The organism is Bradyrhizobium pachyrhizi, assembly GCF_029714545.1.
GTDB lineage: Bacteria > Pseudomonadota > Alphaproteobacteria > Rhizobiales > Xanthobacteraceae > Bradyrhizobium > Bradyrhizobium pachyrhizi.
This window is the reverse complement of the sequence record NZ_CP121667.1, coordinates 1,484,034-1,498,153: the sequence shown is the minus strand read 5'-3', so window position 1 is coordinate 1,498,153 and position 14,120 is coordinate 1,484,034. Positions and strand designations below refer to the sequence as shown.

At 65.1% G+C, this 14,120-nt stretch carries 15 protein-coding genes; 7 read left to right on the top strand and 8 right to left on the bottom strand.

The window, feature by feature from the left end:
* Positions 1-174: 174 nt before the first annotated feature.
* The 3 genes from QA639_RS06770 to QA639_RS06760 all read right to left on the bottom strand — a co-directional run bounded on the left by QA639_RS06770 (position 175) and on the right by QA639_RS06760 (position 3,114).
* Positions 175-588, bottom strand: a complete 414-nt coding sequence (locus tag QA639_RS06770; protein ID WP_157344472.1) for a Rieske (2Fe-2S) protein — start codon at positions 586-588, stop codon at positions 175-177.
* A gap of 275 nt (positions 589-863) precedes the next feature.
* Positions 864-1,976, bottom strand: a complete 1,113-nt coding sequence (locus QA639_RS06765; RefSeq protein WP_157344470.1) for an amidohydrolase family protein — start codon at positions 1,974-1,976, stop codon at positions 864-866.
* A 73-nt stretch (positions 1,977-2,049) separates the two neighbouring features.
* Positions 2,050-3,114 carry an amidohydrolase family protein gene (locus QA639_RS06760; protein WP_157344468.1) on the bottom strand — a complete coding sequence of 355 codons (1,065 nt, stop codon included), beginning with the start codon at positions 3,112-3,114 and terminating at the stop codon, positions 2,050-2,052.
* A gap of 236 nt (positions 3,115-3,350) precedes the next feature.
* Between QA639_RS06760 and QA639_RS06755 the strand changes: the two genes are divergently transcribed.
* Positions 3,351-3,830: a hypothetical protein gene (locus QA639_RS06755; protein ID WP_028332928.1), complete on the top strand. Its 480-nt coding sequence runs from the start codon at positions 3,351-3,353 to the stop codon at positions 3,828-3,830.
* Positions 3,831-4,053: 223 nt separating this feature from the next.
* Here QA639_RS06755 and QA639_RS06750 read toward each other — a convergent pair whose 3' ends face one another.
* Positions 4,054-4,767 carry a DJ-1/PfpI family protein gene (locus QA639_RS06750; protein ID WP_157344466.1) on the bottom strand — a complete coding sequence of 238 codons (714 nt, stop codon included), beginning with the start codon at positions 4,765-4,767 and terminating at the stop codon, positions 4,054-4,056.
* Between the two features lie 64 nt (positions 4,768-4,831).
* Between QA639_RS06750 and QA639_RS06745 the strand changes: the two genes are divergently transcribed.
* Positions 4,832-5,827: a GlxA family transcriptional regulator gene (locus QA639_RS06745; protein ID WP_157344464.1), complete on the top strand. Its 996-nt coding sequence runs from the start codon at positions 4,832-4,834 to the stop codon at positions 5,825-5,827.
* A gap of 55 nt (positions 5,828-5,882) precedes the next feature.
* On the opposite strand, the gene QA639_RS06740 is transcribed toward QA639_RS06745, so the two are convergent.
* Entirely contained in the window at positions 5,883-6,431 is a 549-nt protein-coding gene (locus tag QA639_RS06740) for a carboxymuconolactone decarboxylase family protein (protein WP_050385198.1), read from the bottom strand.
* Positions 6,432-6,619: 188 nt separating this feature from the next.
* Complete coding sequence (locus QA639_RS06735) at positions 6,620-7,537, bottom strand: LysR family transcriptional regulator (RefSeq protein WP_193395231.1); 918 nt, start codon at positions 7,535-7,537, stop codon at positions 6,620-6,622.
* A 113-nt stretch (positions 7,538-7,650) separates the two neighbouring features.
* Here QA639_RS06735 and QA639_RS06730 point away from each other — a divergent pair, with 113 nt between their 5' ends.
* The 3 genes from QA639_RS06730 (at position 7,651) to rnk (ending at position 9,463) form a co-directional block, all read left to right on the top strand.
* Positions 7,651-8,217, top strand: coding sequence for a chromate transporter (locus QA639_RS06730; protein WP_157344462.1), 567 nt, complete (start codon positions 7,651-7,653; stop codon positions 8,215-8,217).
* Positions 8,214-8,744 (top strand): chromate transporter, encoded by a 531-nt coding sequence (locus QA639_RS06725; protein ID WP_028332922.1) that lies wholly within the window; start codon positions 8,214-8,216, stop codon positions 8,742-8,744. Before QA639_RS06730 ends, QA639_RS06725 begins: the two co-directional genes overlap by 4 nt.
* Positions 8,745-9,043: 299 nt before the next feature.
* Positions 9,044-9,463: a nucleoside diphosphate kinase regulator gene (rnk, locus tag QA639_RS06720; RefSeq protein WP_038377294.1), complete on the top strand. Its 420-nt coding sequence runs from the start codon at positions 9,044-9,046 to the stop codon at positions 9,461-9,463.
* Positions 9,464-9,468: 5 nt separating this feature from the next.
* Here rnk and QA639_RS06715 read toward each other — a convergent pair whose 3' ends face one another.
* Complete coding sequence (locus QA639_RS06715) at positions 9,469-9,663, bottom strand: hypothetical protein (RefSeq protein ID WP_028332921.1); 195 nt, start codon at positions 9,661-9,663, stop codon at positions 9,469-9,471.
* A 136-nt stretch (positions 9,664-9,799) separates the two neighbouring features.
* Entirely contained in the window at positions 9,800-10,864 is a 1,065-nt protein-coding gene (locus tag QA639_RS06710; RefSeq protein ID WP_028332920.1) for a ketopantoate reductase family protein, read from the bottom strand.
* Between the two features lie 246 nt (positions 10,865-11,110).
* On the opposite strand from QA639_RS06710, the gene QA639_RS06705 reads away from it, so the two are divergent.
* Together QA639_RS06705 and QA639_RS06700 are read left to right on the top strand one after the other, a co-directional pair.
* On the top strand, positions 11,111-12,337 hold the full coding sequence (locus QA639_RS06705; RefSeq protein WP_160321762.1) for a TetR/AcrR family transcriptional regulator: 1,227 nt from the start codon (positions 11,111-11,113) through the stop codon (positions 12,335-12,337).
* Positions 12,338-12,718: 381 nt separating this feature from the next.
* Complete coding sequence (locus QA639_RS06700; protein ID WP_016847024.1) at positions 12,719-13,957, top strand: branched-chain amino acid ABC transporter substrate-binding protein; 1,239 nt, start codon at positions 12,719-12,721, stop codon at positions 13,955-13,957.
* Positions 13,958-14,120 lie beyond the last annotated feature (163 nt).

The following is a 14,120-nucleotide window of genomic DNA, read 5'->3' as shown; positions in this document are numbered from 1 at the left end:
TGGACGGGTTCATTCCCGATCGCCAGCTCAAGGTGGCCCATTGCAGCGCTTATTATAATTGCTGTCGACGGCACTTCATTATTGCAAATATCGCAATAACGAGTTCCGGGTGTCTACATTTCTGCTCGGTAGAAAAGGCGTGGATGGCCGTGACGGCGTTCGGGGCGGCGCCCGCTAAACCTCAACGATCACGTAATTGTCCTCGATGTGCACCGGGAACGTCTCGGCGACATACGGCCCCTTCTGCAACTCGGCGCCGCTTTCGACCGCGACCGGATAGGAGCGGATTCTGAACCGCTTGGGATCGAACCAGGACTGCCCGTTGCGCATGTCGAATTCCCAGCCGTGCCACGGACAGCGCAGCATCTCGCCGACGCGGTCGCGCTGATAGATGCCGGGCTGCGGCGAGGTCAGGCGCGCGACGCAGGCCGCCTTCTCCAGCGGCGCCCCCTCATGCGGGCAGCGATTGAGCAGCGCGAAGAACTCGCCATTGACGTGGAACACGACGATGTCGCGGCCCTCGAGGCCGAACACCTTGTTGCCGCCGGCCGGAATCTCACTGGTGCGCGCGACGATGTGACGGGTCATCGGAATCCTGCGATATTGGCGGCGAAGGTGGTGCGCTCCCTCGCCCCGTTCTTACGGGGAGAGGGTTGGGGTGAGGGGCTGTCTCCGCATAAACGGTGATAGTTGCGTTCGTGGAAGCTCCCCCTCACCCGGAATGCATCTGACGATGCATCATAGCCGAAGCCTTGCTTCGGCGTTCTTGGGAACGGCCGCCGAAGGCGGCCTATGCCTCTCCCCGCACGCGGGGCGAGGTGAAACCGAGGCCAGCGCTCGATCCGAAGTGAAGTCATCTCGTCCTAGAATTTGTACACCGCGCGGGCGTTGGCATTGAAGATCTTGCGACGCTCGGCGTCCGTCAGCGGCGTCTTGAAGGCGTAGCGCGCGTCGTCATAGTCCCAGTGCGGATAGTCCGACGAGAACAACAGCCGGTCGATGCCGACCCATTCGATCAGCTGCCGCAGGTGCCTCGCTTCATCCGGCTCGTCGATCGGCTGGGTCGTGAACCAGAAATGCTCCTTCACATACTCGCTCGGCCGGCGCTTGAGATGCGGCACCTCGCTGCGGAAGCGTTCGAAATGCTGATCCAATCGCCACATCGTCGCGGGAATCCAGCCGAAGCCGCCCTCGATGAACACGATCTTCAGTTTCGGGAAGCGCTCGGGAACGCCCTCGAGCACAAGGCTGGTGAGGTTCGAGGCCACCGTGTGCGCGTTCGACTGATGCTCCTCGCAATAATAGGACGGCCAGCCGCCGCCGGTCGGCGCATGCCCGCCATAGCCGCCGACATGGATGCCGAGCGGCAGGTCGAGCTCTTGCGCGCGTTCATAGATCGGCCAGTAGCGGCGGCGGCCGAGCGGCTCGTTGGCGCGCGGCGAGACGTTGATCTGGATGTATTCGCCGGTCCTGGCGCAGCGCTCGATCTCGGCGAGGCCAAGGTCGGAGCCGTCCTGCCCGACCAGGATCGAAGCCTTCAGGCGCGGATCGCGATGCGCCCAGAACACCAGTTGCCAGTCGTTGATGGCGCGCTGGATCGCGGCGCCAAATTCCAGATTCTGCTGCGAGAAGATGAAGAGGTCGAGCACCTGCAGGATCCCGAACTCGACGTCGAAGGGATCGAGGTGCTGCTTGCGCATGAAATCGAGATCGGAGCCGGGCACGCCGCCGGTCGGCGGCCAGGCATCGCGCCGCGCGATCAGCGGCGAGGAGCGCGGATAGGGCGTGGTGCCGATATAGGGCGTGCGCAAATGGCTGCCGTATTCCTTCAGATGCTGCTGCCAGCGCTTCGGCAGGAACTCGTTGAGGTCGCTGTGCGCGTGAAGGCTCGGATGGATGTCGCAATCGATGATCTTCAGCCGCGGCGCGGCGGTCTTCTCCTGGTCGAGCATCGGGCGGTCGATGACGTCACTCATGCGATCCTCCTTCTTGTTTGCGCATGTTCTTGTCGGAAAACCGGTTCCCACTTTTCCGAATCATGCGCGCGAATTACGAATTCAGCTTCAAACGCGGGAACGTTTCAATCGGATTGTCCTCGCACATCCGCTTGACGATGCTGTCGGGCAGATATCGCGGGATCGGATCGTCGCCGTCGAACTGCCAATGCGGATAGTCGGATGCGAACAGGAACATCTTGTCGGAGCCGATCTGATCGATGATGTCGGCAACGCTTGTAGGATCCAGCGGCGCGTCGAACGGCTGCATGGTGACGCGGAAATGATCGCGGATGATCGCGGCCGGCTCGCGCTCCACCCACGGCACCTCGACGCGCACGCCGCGCCAGGTCTTGTTGGCGCGCCACATGAAGGCGGGCAGCCAGCTGACGCCCGACTCCATCAGCACGACGGTCAATTCGGGATACTTCCCGAACACGCCCTCATAGATCAGGCTCAGCGTCTGCGCCTGGAACGCCTGCGCCTCGGCGAGATAATATTCGTAGCGATAGGACGGCCAGCCGATCGAGCTCGGTGCGCCGCGGTAGGCGCTGCCGGCGTGGATCGCGACCGGAAGCTTGTACTTCTCCGCGGCCTGGTAGATCGGCCAGTAATGCCGCCGGCCGAGCAGCGTCTCACCTTGCGAGGGCACCAGCACCGAGACGAAGCGATTGTCGCCGGCCCTGCGCTCGATCTCCTCGACCGCGAGATCCGGCGCCTGGATCGGCACCACGATCGAGGCGCGCAGCCGCGTGTCCCTGGCGAGCCATTCGGCCGCGATCCAGTCGTTGATCGCCTTGCAGAAGTCCGCCGCCATGTAGGAATCGAACACCGCCTGCGCGCCATAGACGACGTTGCAGATCGCGTGGCTGGCGCCGAGCTGGTCGAACGCACCGCGCTGCACCATGGCAAGATCGCTGCCGGGCTTGCTGCCGTCGGCCGGCCGCCAGTCGGCGCGGCCGGACAGCGGCATCGACGGCGGATAGGAATTGAGGTCGAGCCCGTCGATGGCGCGGCTGACGACCTGTTCCTTCCAGTGATCGCTCAGATAGGGCAGCAGCGTGGTGCGCGTTCCCCCCACCGCGGGATGGATGTCGCAGTCGATGCGCGTGGCCGCCATGGCGCTCCCCGGATTGATCTTCTTGTCGTCGTTGTTGGCGGCATCGCTGCCACGGATCGGACTGTGACGCCGATGGCGCGATCGTGCAAGCCGATCCGCGCGGGGCCGCCCTGCCCTGTGCGCGCACCGCGCCTCACGCGAAGTTGCGGGATCGCGTGTGAATCGCGCCACCCGTCCAGACCGCGAGACGTGCTAGCGATTCCGCGCCGCGGAAAGCGCCGATGCAGGAGACGGGAATGAGACTGGGCCGATTGACGATCCTCGCATGTTCATTGTCGCTGGCCGCGTCGGCCGCATGGGCCGCGCCTGCGACCACCTCGGGCTCGGTCGCGCTGGCGCTCGCCGGCGCGGTGGCGCCCTATTCGCCATTGCCGGCCAAGGAGAAGAAGGCGGTCGCGGCGTTCTTCAATGGCGACAGCAATGTCTCCCATGCCAGCAAGATCGTCGTCACCGCCGACAAGGTGGTCTGCCGCGCCAGCAATGTCGACATCACCTCGCGCTCCTGCGCGCTGAGCTTCGGCGGCAATACCCGTACCGTGAAGGGCAGCGAGGCCAACGCGATGTTCGCGACCGTGGCGCTCGCCGGCGTGCCGCCCGACGGCGCCGCCGGCACGATCTACGAGGCGTTGTCGAAACTGTCCTGCACGCTCGATCCGAAAGTGATCAAGGACAAGGCTGGCGGCGGCGCCGATTGCAGCTTCGAGCCGGGGAATTAGTGCTACGAGACGAGGTCGAATAGCGACCGCGCCGGCGCTGCACTCCCTCTCCCCGTTCTTGACGGGGAGAGGGTTGGGGTGAGGGGCCGCATCCGCATATTCGGCGATAGCTGCGGTTGCGGAGACTCCCCTTCACCCGGAACGCATCTAGCGATGCGTTCCGACCTCTCCCCGCACGCGGGGCGAGGTGACACCGAATCGAGTGTTCGGCAAAACCTTGCACTCAGTCTCCCTGCACGGCGACGCCCAGCCTCGCCGCGACACGGCGCGCGGTTTCCTCCCGCTGCTCCGTGATCGCGCGCACCGCCTGGCGCGACTGCTGCAGGATTTCGGGCGGCGCGGTCTCCGGCGTGCCGCTGTCGAACGGCGGCTCCGGCGCATACACCATATAGAGCTGGATCGCCCGCGCGGTATCGTCGCCGCGCAATTCAGCCGCGAGCCGCAATGCGCCATCGATGCCTGCCGTGACCCCGGCGGCAAAGACAAAGCTTCCGTCCACCACCACGCGTTCGTTCACGGGCGTAGCGCCGAACAACGGCAGCAGATGAAACGACGCCCAATGCGTCGTCGCCCTGCGCCCCTTCAGCAGGCCGGCCGCTCCGCAGATCAGCGCGCCCGTGCAGACCGAGAAAATGCGGCAAGCCCCCGCCGCCTGCCGGTTGATCCAGCCGAGCACTTCCGCGTCCTCCATCAGGGCTTGCTGACCGAAGCCGCCCGGCACATGCAGCACGTCGAGCGGCGGCGCATCGGCCAGCGTCGCATCCGGTGTCAGCCGCAATCCCTTGATGTCGCGGACGGGCTCGGCGGTCTTGCCGTAGATGCGGTAGGTCGAATTCGGAATCCGCGACAGCACCTCGAACGGCCCGGTCAAATCGATTTGATCGACGCCTTCGAACAGCAGCGAACCGATCCGCAGATGAACATCGTGAGCAATCATCGAACTTCCCTCGAACTTTCCTTGCGCTATGGACAAAGCGAATCTAGCGCGGCAGGTTTCGGCGATGACGCCAACCAGCCCACGTTTTTCGCCAAACCGCCGCCGCTCGATCGAAGTGCTGGCCTATCCGGCCGTGCAGTTGCTCGACGTCACCGGGCCATTGCAGGTGTTCGCGTCGGCCAATGCGCTGGCGGCCAAGGCAGGCAACGCCGAGCCATATGAAGTCCGCGTCGTTGCAAAGGATGGCTCACACGTCGAGTCGTCCGCCGGTGTCGGGCTCGCGGTGCATCCGCTGCCCGCGATCGACACCGCGGTCGACACGCTGGTGATTCCGGGCGGCGACGGCGTCAACGCCGCGGCGGCCGATGCCGTCCTGGTGGAATGGGTGCGCGAACGTGCCGGGCAGGCGCGCCGCACCGCATCGGTCTGCACCGGCGCGTTCCTGCTCGCCGAATCGGGCGTGCTCAATGGCCGGCGTGCCGCGACCCATTGGGGATTTTGCGCAGAGCTCGCCGAGCGCTTTCCCGATGTCCGCGTCGAGCCCGATCCGATCTTCGTGCGCGACGGTTCGTTCTGGACGTCGGCCGGCGTCACGTCCGGCATCGATCTGGCGCTGGCGCTGGTGGAGGAGGATCTCGGCCGCACGGCGGCGCTTGCCGTCGCCCGCTATCTCGTGGTGTTTTTCAAGCGGCCGGGCGGACAGGCGCAGTTCAGCGAAATCCTGACGCTGCAAGCAACCGACGACAGGTTCAGCGCGCTGCACGACTGGATCAGCAACCATCTGGCCGGCGACCTCTCGCTGTCGACGCTGGCGAAACAGGCCGGCATGAGCGAGCGCAGCTTCAGCCGCCATTACGCCGAGGCGACCGGCTTGACGCCGGCACGCGCGATCGAGCGGCTCCGGGTCGAGGGCGCGCGGCATCTGCTCTCGGAAACGCGCCTGCCGATCAAGCGAATCTCGCGGCGTTGCGGCTTCGGGTCGGAGGAAACGATGCGCCGCAGCTTCCTGCGCCTGCTGTCGACCACGCCGCAGGACTACCGCGCCAGATTTGCGGGCTAGGACGTGAAGCTATTCGCGGCCGGCACGCAGTGGAAGACACTGAAGCGCGATCGTCTCAGCCGTTCCAGGCATATTCCTGCAACGCTGCCTCCAGCGGCGGATTGGTGACGCTGCCGGTGTAGTTGGTGATGGTCGACGCCGCCACGATGGTGATCACCTCGAGCACGAGGTCCTTGTAGAACCCGGCCGCGAGGAATCGTTCGATCTCCTCATCGTCGAGCCGTCCGCGCTTTTCGATCAGCGACCGCGCCAGCGTCGAGAGCGCGCCGAGTGTCTTGTCGGCAGGCGAGCGGCCGGCGCGCATCGCATCGACATCGGCCGGATCGAGGCCAGCCTGCAAGCCGAGCGCGGAATGCAGCGCGACCGCCCAGGCGCAGCCATTGGTGACCGCGTCGGTGAGCAGCACGGTCTGGATCTGCTGCTCGGTGAAGCTGCCGCCGTGAACCTTGTCGAAGATGCCGATGAAGCTCTGGATCAGCACAGGCGACGTCGCCATCGTCGCCGCAAGGTTCGGGATCATGCCAAACCGCGCCTCGACCTCGCGCAGGACGGGCTTTGAGGCTTCAGGGGCAGACTCGAGCGTATGGACAGGAAAACGCGCCATCGGAAATGCCTTTCGCGGTGTTGATTGAACCCGAGTCCTCCGGACGCAGCTGAGCAGTTGCGATCCACGTGCGGGCCGGATTCGATGGAGGCTATCTAGACGCGCCCGGACGCGCGCGTTCGCCAAACTCCCCACATTCCGCGCCACCGGCGGCAGCGGCGACGTTGAGCCACGTCGCGCAGTCTCCACTAACCGCCGGCGCGGTCCTTCACCCGCCGCGTCACGATCCCGAGCAGTCGGCCGAGCGTGCCGGCGGCGGGGCCCTTCTTGCGCGCCAGCGCCAGCGGCGCGACGAGGCCCGTGGCGCGGTCGAGGCGAAGATAGGACACGCCGGCGGTCTCAAGCCGCGCCATCGATTCCGGCACGATCGAAATGCCGAGCCCGGCCGCGACCAGACTGAGCGTCGACACCATCCGCGTCGCCTCCTGCGCCACCTTCGGGCTGAAGCCCGCCGCGCGACAGGCGGCGATGATGCTGTCGTAAAGGCCGGGCCCGGTCGGACGGCGGTAGAGGATCAGCGGCTCGTCGGCGAGCGAGGCCAGCGAAATCCGCCGCCGCGTGTCCTTGCGGGCGCGCGGATGATGGTCCGGCAATGCGACCACCATCTCCTCGTCGAGCAGATGCGTGATCGTGAGGTTCTCCAGCCGCTCGCTTGGCGAGCGCACGAATGCGGCATCGAGCCGATCGGCCTCGACGGCTGCGATCAGCTCGCCGGTCGAGGCCTCCTCGAGCGACAGCGTGATCGCCGGCGCGCGCTCGCGCATTTCGCGCATCACGCCGGTGACGAAAGGATGGAAAGCGGCCGAGGAGGTGAAGCCGATCGCAAGCTGGCCCTCCTGGCCGCGGCTCGCGCGGCGCGCGGCTTCCACCGCGAGGTCGGCGTCGCGCAGGATCGCGCGCGCCTTGCCGACGAAGGCACGGCCGGCGGCGGTCAGCTCGACCCCGCGCGGCTGCCGGCGAAACAGCGGCGCGCCGATCGCGGCTTCCAGCGCGCGGATCTGCTGGCTCAGCGGCGGCTGCTGGATGCCGAGCCGCGCGGCGGCGCGGGTGATATGACCTTCCTCGGCGACCGCGACGGCATAGCGAAGATGGCGCAGTTCGATCATCGGGCAATCCATATGCAACAGATATGCAAATTCCCGTATCCATATATTGGAAATTTGTCACGCGGCCAACTAAAGTCGGCTCAAGAACAAATCGAACCGGAGCCGCCCCGCCGATGGACGCCATCCCCGCCGCGCAAACCACCAAGCATGTCGCACCTGACGTCGGCGAGTTGTTCACGGGCTTCTTCATCCTCGGACTGACCGGCTTCGGCGGCGTGCTGCCGCTGGCGCGCCACATGATGGTGGAGAAGCGCGGCTGGCTCACCGGCGCGGAGTTCACCGACCTGCTCGGGCTGTGCCAGTTCCTGCCCGGCGGCAACATCATCAACATGTCGGTCGCGGTCGGGTTGAAGTTTCGCGGCATTCCCGGCGCGTTCGCGGCGATCCTCGGCCTGATCGCGGTGCCGACCGCGGTCGTGATCGGCCTTGGTGTGATCTATGGCCGCTTCGCCGACGACCCGGTCGTCCGTCATCTGTTCGGCGGCCTCGCCGCCGCGGCAGCCGGGTTGCTGATTTCCACGGCGATCAAGATCGCCTGGCCGCTGCGGCGCGATGTGCTCGGCCTCTTCATCGGCGCGCTCTGCGTGCTCGCTATTGCCGCGTTCAGATTGCCGCTGCTGCCGACCCTGCTGACGCTGGCGCCGCTCAGCATCTTCCTCAGGTCGAGGCAGACGTCATGAGCGCAACCCTTGTCACGCTCGCGCTGATCTTCGCCGAGCTCTCGCTGCTCGCCTTTGGCGGCGGCAACACCATCCTGCCGGAGATGCAGCGTCAGGTGGTCGACGTCCATCACTGGATGACGGCGCAGGAATTCGGCGCGCTGTTCGCGCTGGCGCAGGCAGCACCCGGGCCGAACATGATGGTGGTGCCGCTGGTCGGCTGGCATGTCGCGGGCTTCTCCGGCGTGCTGGTGACGTCGCTCGCCAAGTTCGGGCCGTCGTCGCTGGTGACAGGCTTCGCGCTGCGGCTCTGGGAACGCTTCAAGGACCGGCCCTGGCGCCGCACCGTGCAGGCCGGGCTGGTTCCGGTCACCGCCGGGCTCGTCACCGCCAGCGCCGTCGTCATCACCCACGCGTCGGCCTCGAGCTGGGGCACGATCCTGATCGCGGTTGGCGTCGCGATCGCCACCACCGCGACGCGCATCCATCCGCTTGTCGCGCTCGCCGCCGGCGCGGTGCTCGGCCTGTCCGGCATCGGACAGCCCTGACGCTCTGTGTGCGGCGATGGCGTCTCGTTCCACGCGGCGGTGTGCGCGCTTTCGCCGCAATGGATGCGACGTCGCCAGCGGCTATGTTGATAATGCCATGATCGACACGCTCCGCATCGACACCCGCATTGCGCGCCGCGAATTGCGCGCCGGACGTCTGCACGCAGGCAATTAGCCGGCCGGCGATCGCACGCCGTCCGGATTCTTCGACGTCACCAAATCATTTCAGTCCGTCGCGTCGCGAGATGTCCGCGCGCCGGCGCTCGTGCGCCTCCGATCAACCGCAAAGATCAACCGATATGACCCGAACTGTTCAAAACAGCTTTACCGCCCCGGCATTGCCGCCGATCGTGATCACCGCGAGCGAGGCGCACCGCCTCAGCGCGCTGGCCGATTCCAGCATGGCGGTGTTTCCCCGCGTCGCCCAGTTCCTCGCACGCGAGACGGACCGCGCCCAGCTGGTCGCCGACGATGCCGATCTGCATGACGTGGTCCGCATGGGCTCGCTTGTCCGCTACCGCGACGACGAAACCGGCGACGTCAGGGAGGTCGTGCTCGTGTACCCGCACGAAGCCGACATCGCATTGCGGCGCATCTCGGTGCTGACGCCGGTCGGTGCGGCACTGATCGGATTGTCGGTCGGCCAGACGATCGATTTTCAGACGCCGAGCCAGCAGACGCGTTCGGTGACGATCCTTGCCGTGACACATGAGGGCTAGCGGCTTTACGCCGCCTGATGACACTGTCCCATCTCGATCCCGTGCCGGCGCCCGCGCGCGATGCCCTCGGCGATTGCCTTCACGACGATCTCGGCGTCGTCGGGGGAGAGATGATCGAGCGGCTGCCAGGCGCGCATGATGTCGCGTGCGCGATCGAGGTCGCCGTAGATTGCAAGGAGAGGAAGCGATTTGCTCGGCATGTCCGTTGCTCCCAACCGCAGCTGGGCGACTCTATCTTATCCGGACAGGTCGAGCCATGCGTCCGGCAACCGCGATCGCACGCTTTGCCGACCGCCGGTGCATGGCGAGGGCGCCCGCCCTCGCCATCAACGCGCGTCACTCCGCGCCGGAGCCGCCCTGCACGATCTTCTCGTTGAGCTTCTGATCGACGGTCTCGACCGTGCGGTCGATCTCGGCGCTGGGCGTGCCGAGCTGGTGCGAGATCAGCTTCACCAAGAGGTCGACGCGCTCGATGAAGGGCGCGCCGGCGGCAACCGCACGGGCCGCCGAGGACGGCTTGAGCAGGCTTTCCGCCGCCTTGGCGTATTTCGCGAACGGCACCTGGTCCGCGGGGTCGGCGCCGAGCTTGCGCGCGATGCCGTCGACGTGATCATAGATCGCCTGCGAGCGCGTCAGGTCGCCATGCACGGCGTCGCGGATCGATTGCGGCTCCGTCGGTGTGATGCAGCGATAGTTGCCGGTCAGCAGCATCGACCACTTCGCCAGCGGCACGAACAGCGAATCGAACACCTTCAGCTTCACCGGAACGTCCTGGCCGTCGAGCGTCACCGCGTCGATGTCGGCTTCGAGCTCGCGCAGCACCTTGTTGTGCTTGTCGTCGGCGAAGGCGGAGGCCTTGAAGTTGGTCGGCAAGCCGACATGCAGCACATTGGCCTTCTCCTCCGGCGGACGGAAGGCCTGCGGATCGGGCGAGCACAGCGTGACGAGGCCCGGCTCGAAGCGCTCCCACACCTGCGCGTTGGTGTAGGCCTCCTCGAGGTCCATGCCGGCGAGTGCGGGGATCCGCTTCAGATACGGCAAGGGCGGCATGTTCATGATCGACAGGCAGGGCAGCTTCGCCGCCGCGATCTTGATCATCAGCACGCGAACCGTGTGGTTGGTGTATTGCGGCTCCTGCATCGCAAGGCCGACCATGTCGTAGCGCGACACGTCGACATCGGCGGGCGTGACGGCGTCGAGCTTGCCCGGCAGATCGCGCGAGAAGATCGAGCGGTGCTCCTTCTCATCGCGCAGCTTGATCCGCACCTCGGTGCCTTCGCGATTGATCAGGTCGGCGGTGTTCTTCCGGCACACCAGGGACACGTTGTGACCCGCCATCAGCAGCTTGGTCCCCAGCAGGGAGCCGTAGGAAGCTCCCAAAATCAGAATGTTGCGCGCCATGCTCTCTCCAATAGCCCTTCTCACGAAAGGCTTGCTCTCCAAAATCCTGTCCGAAGTTGCTGCCGAACCGATGCCCGGTCGATATTGGCCGTCCCGCACCCACGGGCCGACGGTCGCCAAATCACCAGACAATCAAGACCAGCTGGTGTATGGTATGCCACCGTCTATCGCAGATCGACAAGCGGCTGCCAAGGGGATTATCTCGCGTGCGGACTTTCGTTCCGCGGTCAAGAAGGGCATTCGAGCTTGCAAGTCGCCGCCGACCCGACGGATCGGGCTGAAGAAATTCTAATCTCAGCTTCCCGGCTGTTTGCCCGCCACTCCTATGCCAACGTGACGATGGAGCAGGTCGCGGCATCGGTGCAGGCCGTGCCGGGCGCGCTGTATCACTATTTCCGCGACAAGGAAGATCTCATCTTCCACTGCTACCTGCGCGGCCTTGCGATCTATCGCCACGAAATCGAGGCGGCCGCCGAGCCCGGCATCGACGGGCTCGAGATCATCAGGCGCTTCGTGCGCGGCAGGCTGAGGCCCGAAGGCCAGCGCATGATCCTGTTCAGCGATATCGATGCGCTGGCCGCGCCCTACAGCAGCGAGGTCCACGCCAAGCGCTGGCAGAACGCCGCGCTGCTGGCGGACATCCTCGATCGGGGCGTGGCGGACGGCTCGATCGCCTGCGACGAGCCGCTGCTCACGGCGGTGGCGCTGATCTCCGTCCTGGACTGGGTTCCGTTCTGGCTGTCCGAACGCGACTACTACACGCGGCAACAGGCGATCGATGCCATCGACGACATCATCACGCACGGCGTCTACCGGCGCGAGATCGCCCTTCCCAAGATGCCCGAGCCGCTCAGCCTCGCCCCGTTCCTCGAAGCTCGCGCAGCGTTGAACAAGCGGGCCGCCAAGTTCGACAGGATGCTGTCGATCGCCTCGGACAGTTTCAACCGGAGGGGCGCCTCGGGCACGTCGCTCGAGAGCATCGCAGCCGATGCGGGCATGACCCGCGCCGGCATCTACTATCATTTCAGTGAAAAGGAGAGCCTGCTGCTGGCCTGCCTGCGACGCGGGCTCGCCGGCGAGGTCAGCATTCGGGAGCATCTGCAAGAGCACAGCCTTGGGGCATTCGATCACATCGTGCAGCGAATTCGCCTGCTGCTGATGCTGCACGACACGCCCCGCGGCCCGAAGGCGACCTACCACAACATCAACTATCTCAACGACGCAGACCGAAAAGCCTATGTCGGAGACGTGCTGGCGACGATCCGGCAAGACCAGAACAGCTATCAGCGCTGGATCGACGAGGGCCGTTTCCGCCGCATCGATACCTATTTCGCGGAGCGCATTCTCACCGGAATGGGCCACTGGTATCCGATCTGGTTCAAGACCAGGCGTGACTGGTCTCCAGCCGAGATCGCCGATCATTTCGCGCGGCTATTCCTCGCGGGCCTCAAGCCGCGCCGACGTCCGGGCTAAGGCGCCACGGTCGCAATCCCGGTTTTCTCCTTCCCCCTGAAAGGGGTAAGGTCGGGGGGTAGCGGCAGGCGATGCTGGATGAGAGCCGATCCCCACCCGCTTCGCTCTTGACGAGCGAAACAACCTCCCCTTTTCAAGGGGAGGTTTGGAGGCAGGCTACGACTGGTTCGGAACCGCGAATAAGCGTGAGCCCATCCAAAAGTTTACCTGTAATTCAAAACAGCGCCCGATTTCGGCGTCATATAGCCCATAACATCATAATACCTTCTGCTAAAACTTGACGCAGTATTCAAAGCGAAAGTTGCGAAGGCTCGGCGATTGGGGTTATGAGACGGCCTCGATCGCTAAAGATCAAGAAACACGAGCAAGGGAGAACGCAGGATGCATAGGCTGATCGTTGCCGCCGCGGCAGCGCTGACGGTGTTGGGAGGCGCGGCGTCCGCGCAGGAATCCATCAAGATCGGCTATATCGATCCGCTCTCCGGCGGCGGCGCCAGCGTCGGCGAAGGCGGCCTGAAGACGTTTCAGTATCTCGCCGACGAGTTGAACGCCAAGGGCGGCATCCTCGGCCACAAGGTCGAGATCGTCCCGCTCGACAACAAGACCAATCCGCAGGAAAGCCTGGTGCAGGCGCAGAAGGCGGTCGACGCCGGCGTCCACTACATCACCCAGGGCAATGGCTCGTCGGTCGGCGCGGCGCTGGAGGACTTCGTCACCAAGCACAATTCGCGTAACCCCGGCAAGGAAGTACTCTACTTCAACTACGCCGCGGTCGATCCGGCGATGACCAACGAGAAGTGCAGCTACTGGCATTTCCGCTGGGATGCGAACTCGGACATCAAGATGGAAGCGCTGACCAACTACATGAAGGGCCAGCCGTCCATCAAGAAGGTCTATCTGATCAACATGGACTATTCGTTCGGCCAGTCGGTGCGCACCACGGCGCGCAAGATGCTGGGCGAAAAGCGGCCGGATATCCAGGTCGTCGGCGACGAACTGCACCCGATGCTCAAGGTCACCGACTTCTCGCCTTACATCGCCAAGATCAAGGCGTCCGGTGCCGACACTGTCGTGACCGGCAACTGGGGCCAGGACTTCGCGCTGCTGCTGAAGGCGGCGGCTGACGCCGGGCTCAAGGTCAACTGGTACACGTATTATGCCGGCGGCGCCGGCGGACCGACCGCGATCAAGCAGGCCGGCCTCGAGGGACAGGTGTTCCAGATCAGCGAAGGCGTCCCGAACTCCGGCAACAAGGCGGCGATGGATTTCGAGAAGGACTTCCGCGCCAAGACCGGCATTTCCGTCTGGTATCCGCGCGCGGTCAACGAGATGCGGATGTTCAAGGCGGCCGCCGAGAAGGCCAATTCGATCGATCCGGTGAAGGTCGCGGCCGCACTCGAAGGCATGAAGTTCGAAGTGTTCGACGGCGGCGAGGGCTTCATCCGCAAGGACGACCACCAGTTCTTCCAGCCGATCTACATCTCCTCGTTCGGCTCGCTGGCCGACAAGACCAAGGAGCCGTTCGACGAGGAAAACACCGGTTGGGGCTGGCGCATCGTGTCCAAGATCGACACCGCGCAGACGATGCTTCCGACCACCTGCAATATGAAGCGGCCCTGATCGGCCGCCTCTCTCCCGTCATTCCGGGGCGATGCGAAGCATCGAACCCGGAATCTCGAGATTCCGGGTTCGGTCCTGCTGCGGACCGGCCCGGAATGACAGGTAAGTTCCTTCGTTCGACAGGTCTTTGATCACGTGAACCGTTCCAGTCTCAAACGAGTGC

Bases quoted from the DNA above. Each gene is read 5' to 3' on its own strand.
- QA639_RS06770 (WP_157344472.1), bottom strand. From the start codon at position 588: ATGACCCGTCACATCGTCGCGCGCACCAGTGAGATTCCGGCCGGCGGC.
- QA639_RS06765 (WP_157344470.1), bottom strand. From the start codon at position 1,976: ATGAGTGACGTCATCGACCGCCCGATGCTCGACCAGGAGAAGACCGCC.
- QA639_RS06760 (WP_157344468.1), bottom strand. From the start codon at position 3,114: ATGGCGGCCACGCGCATCGACTGCGACATCCATCCCGCGGTGGGGGGA.
- QA639_RS06755 (WP_028332928.1), top strand. From the start codon at position 3,351: ATGAGACTGGGCCGATTGACGATCCTCGCATGTTCATTGTCGCTGGCC.
- QA639_RS06750 (WP_157344466.1), bottom strand. From the start codon at position 4,767: ATGATTGCTCACGATGTTCATCTGCGGATCGGTTCGCTGCTGTTCGAA.
- QA639_RS06745 (WP_157344464.1), top strand. From the start codon at position 4,832: ATGACGCCAACCAGCCCACGTTTTTCGCCAAACCGCCGCCGCTCGATC.
- QA639_RS06740 (WP_050385198.1), bottom strand. From the start codon at position 6,431: ATGGCGCGTTTTCCTGTCCATACGCTCGAGTCTGCCCCTGAAGCCTCA.
- QA639_RS06735 (WP_193395231.1), bottom strand. From the start codon at position 7,537: ATGATCGAACTGCGCCATCTTCGCTATGCCGTCGCGGTCGCCGAGGAA.
- QA639_RS06730 (WP_157344462.1), top strand. From the start codon at position 7,651: ATGGACGCCATCCCCGCCGCGCAAACCACCAAGCATGTCGCACCTGAC.
- QA639_RS06725 (WP_028332922.1), top strand. From the start codon at position 8,214: ATGAGCGCAACCCTTGTCACGCTCGCGCTGATCTTCGCCGAGCTCTCG.
- rnk (WP_038377294.1), top strand. From the start codon at position 9,044: ATGACCCGAACTGTTCAAAACAGCTTTACCGCCCCGGCATTGCCGCCG.
- QA639_RS06715 (WP_028332921.1), bottom strand. From the start codon at position 9,663: ATGCCGAGCAAATCGCTTCCTCTCCTTGCAATCTACGGCGACCTCGAT.
- QA639_RS06710 (WP_028332920.1), bottom strand. From the start codon at position 10,864: ATGGCGCGCAACATTCTGATTTTGGGAGCTTCCTACGGCTCCCTGCTG.
- QA639_RS06700 (WP_016847024.1), top strand. From the start codon at position 12,719: ATGCATAGGCTGATCGTTGCCGCCGCGGCAGCGCTGACGGTGTTGGGA.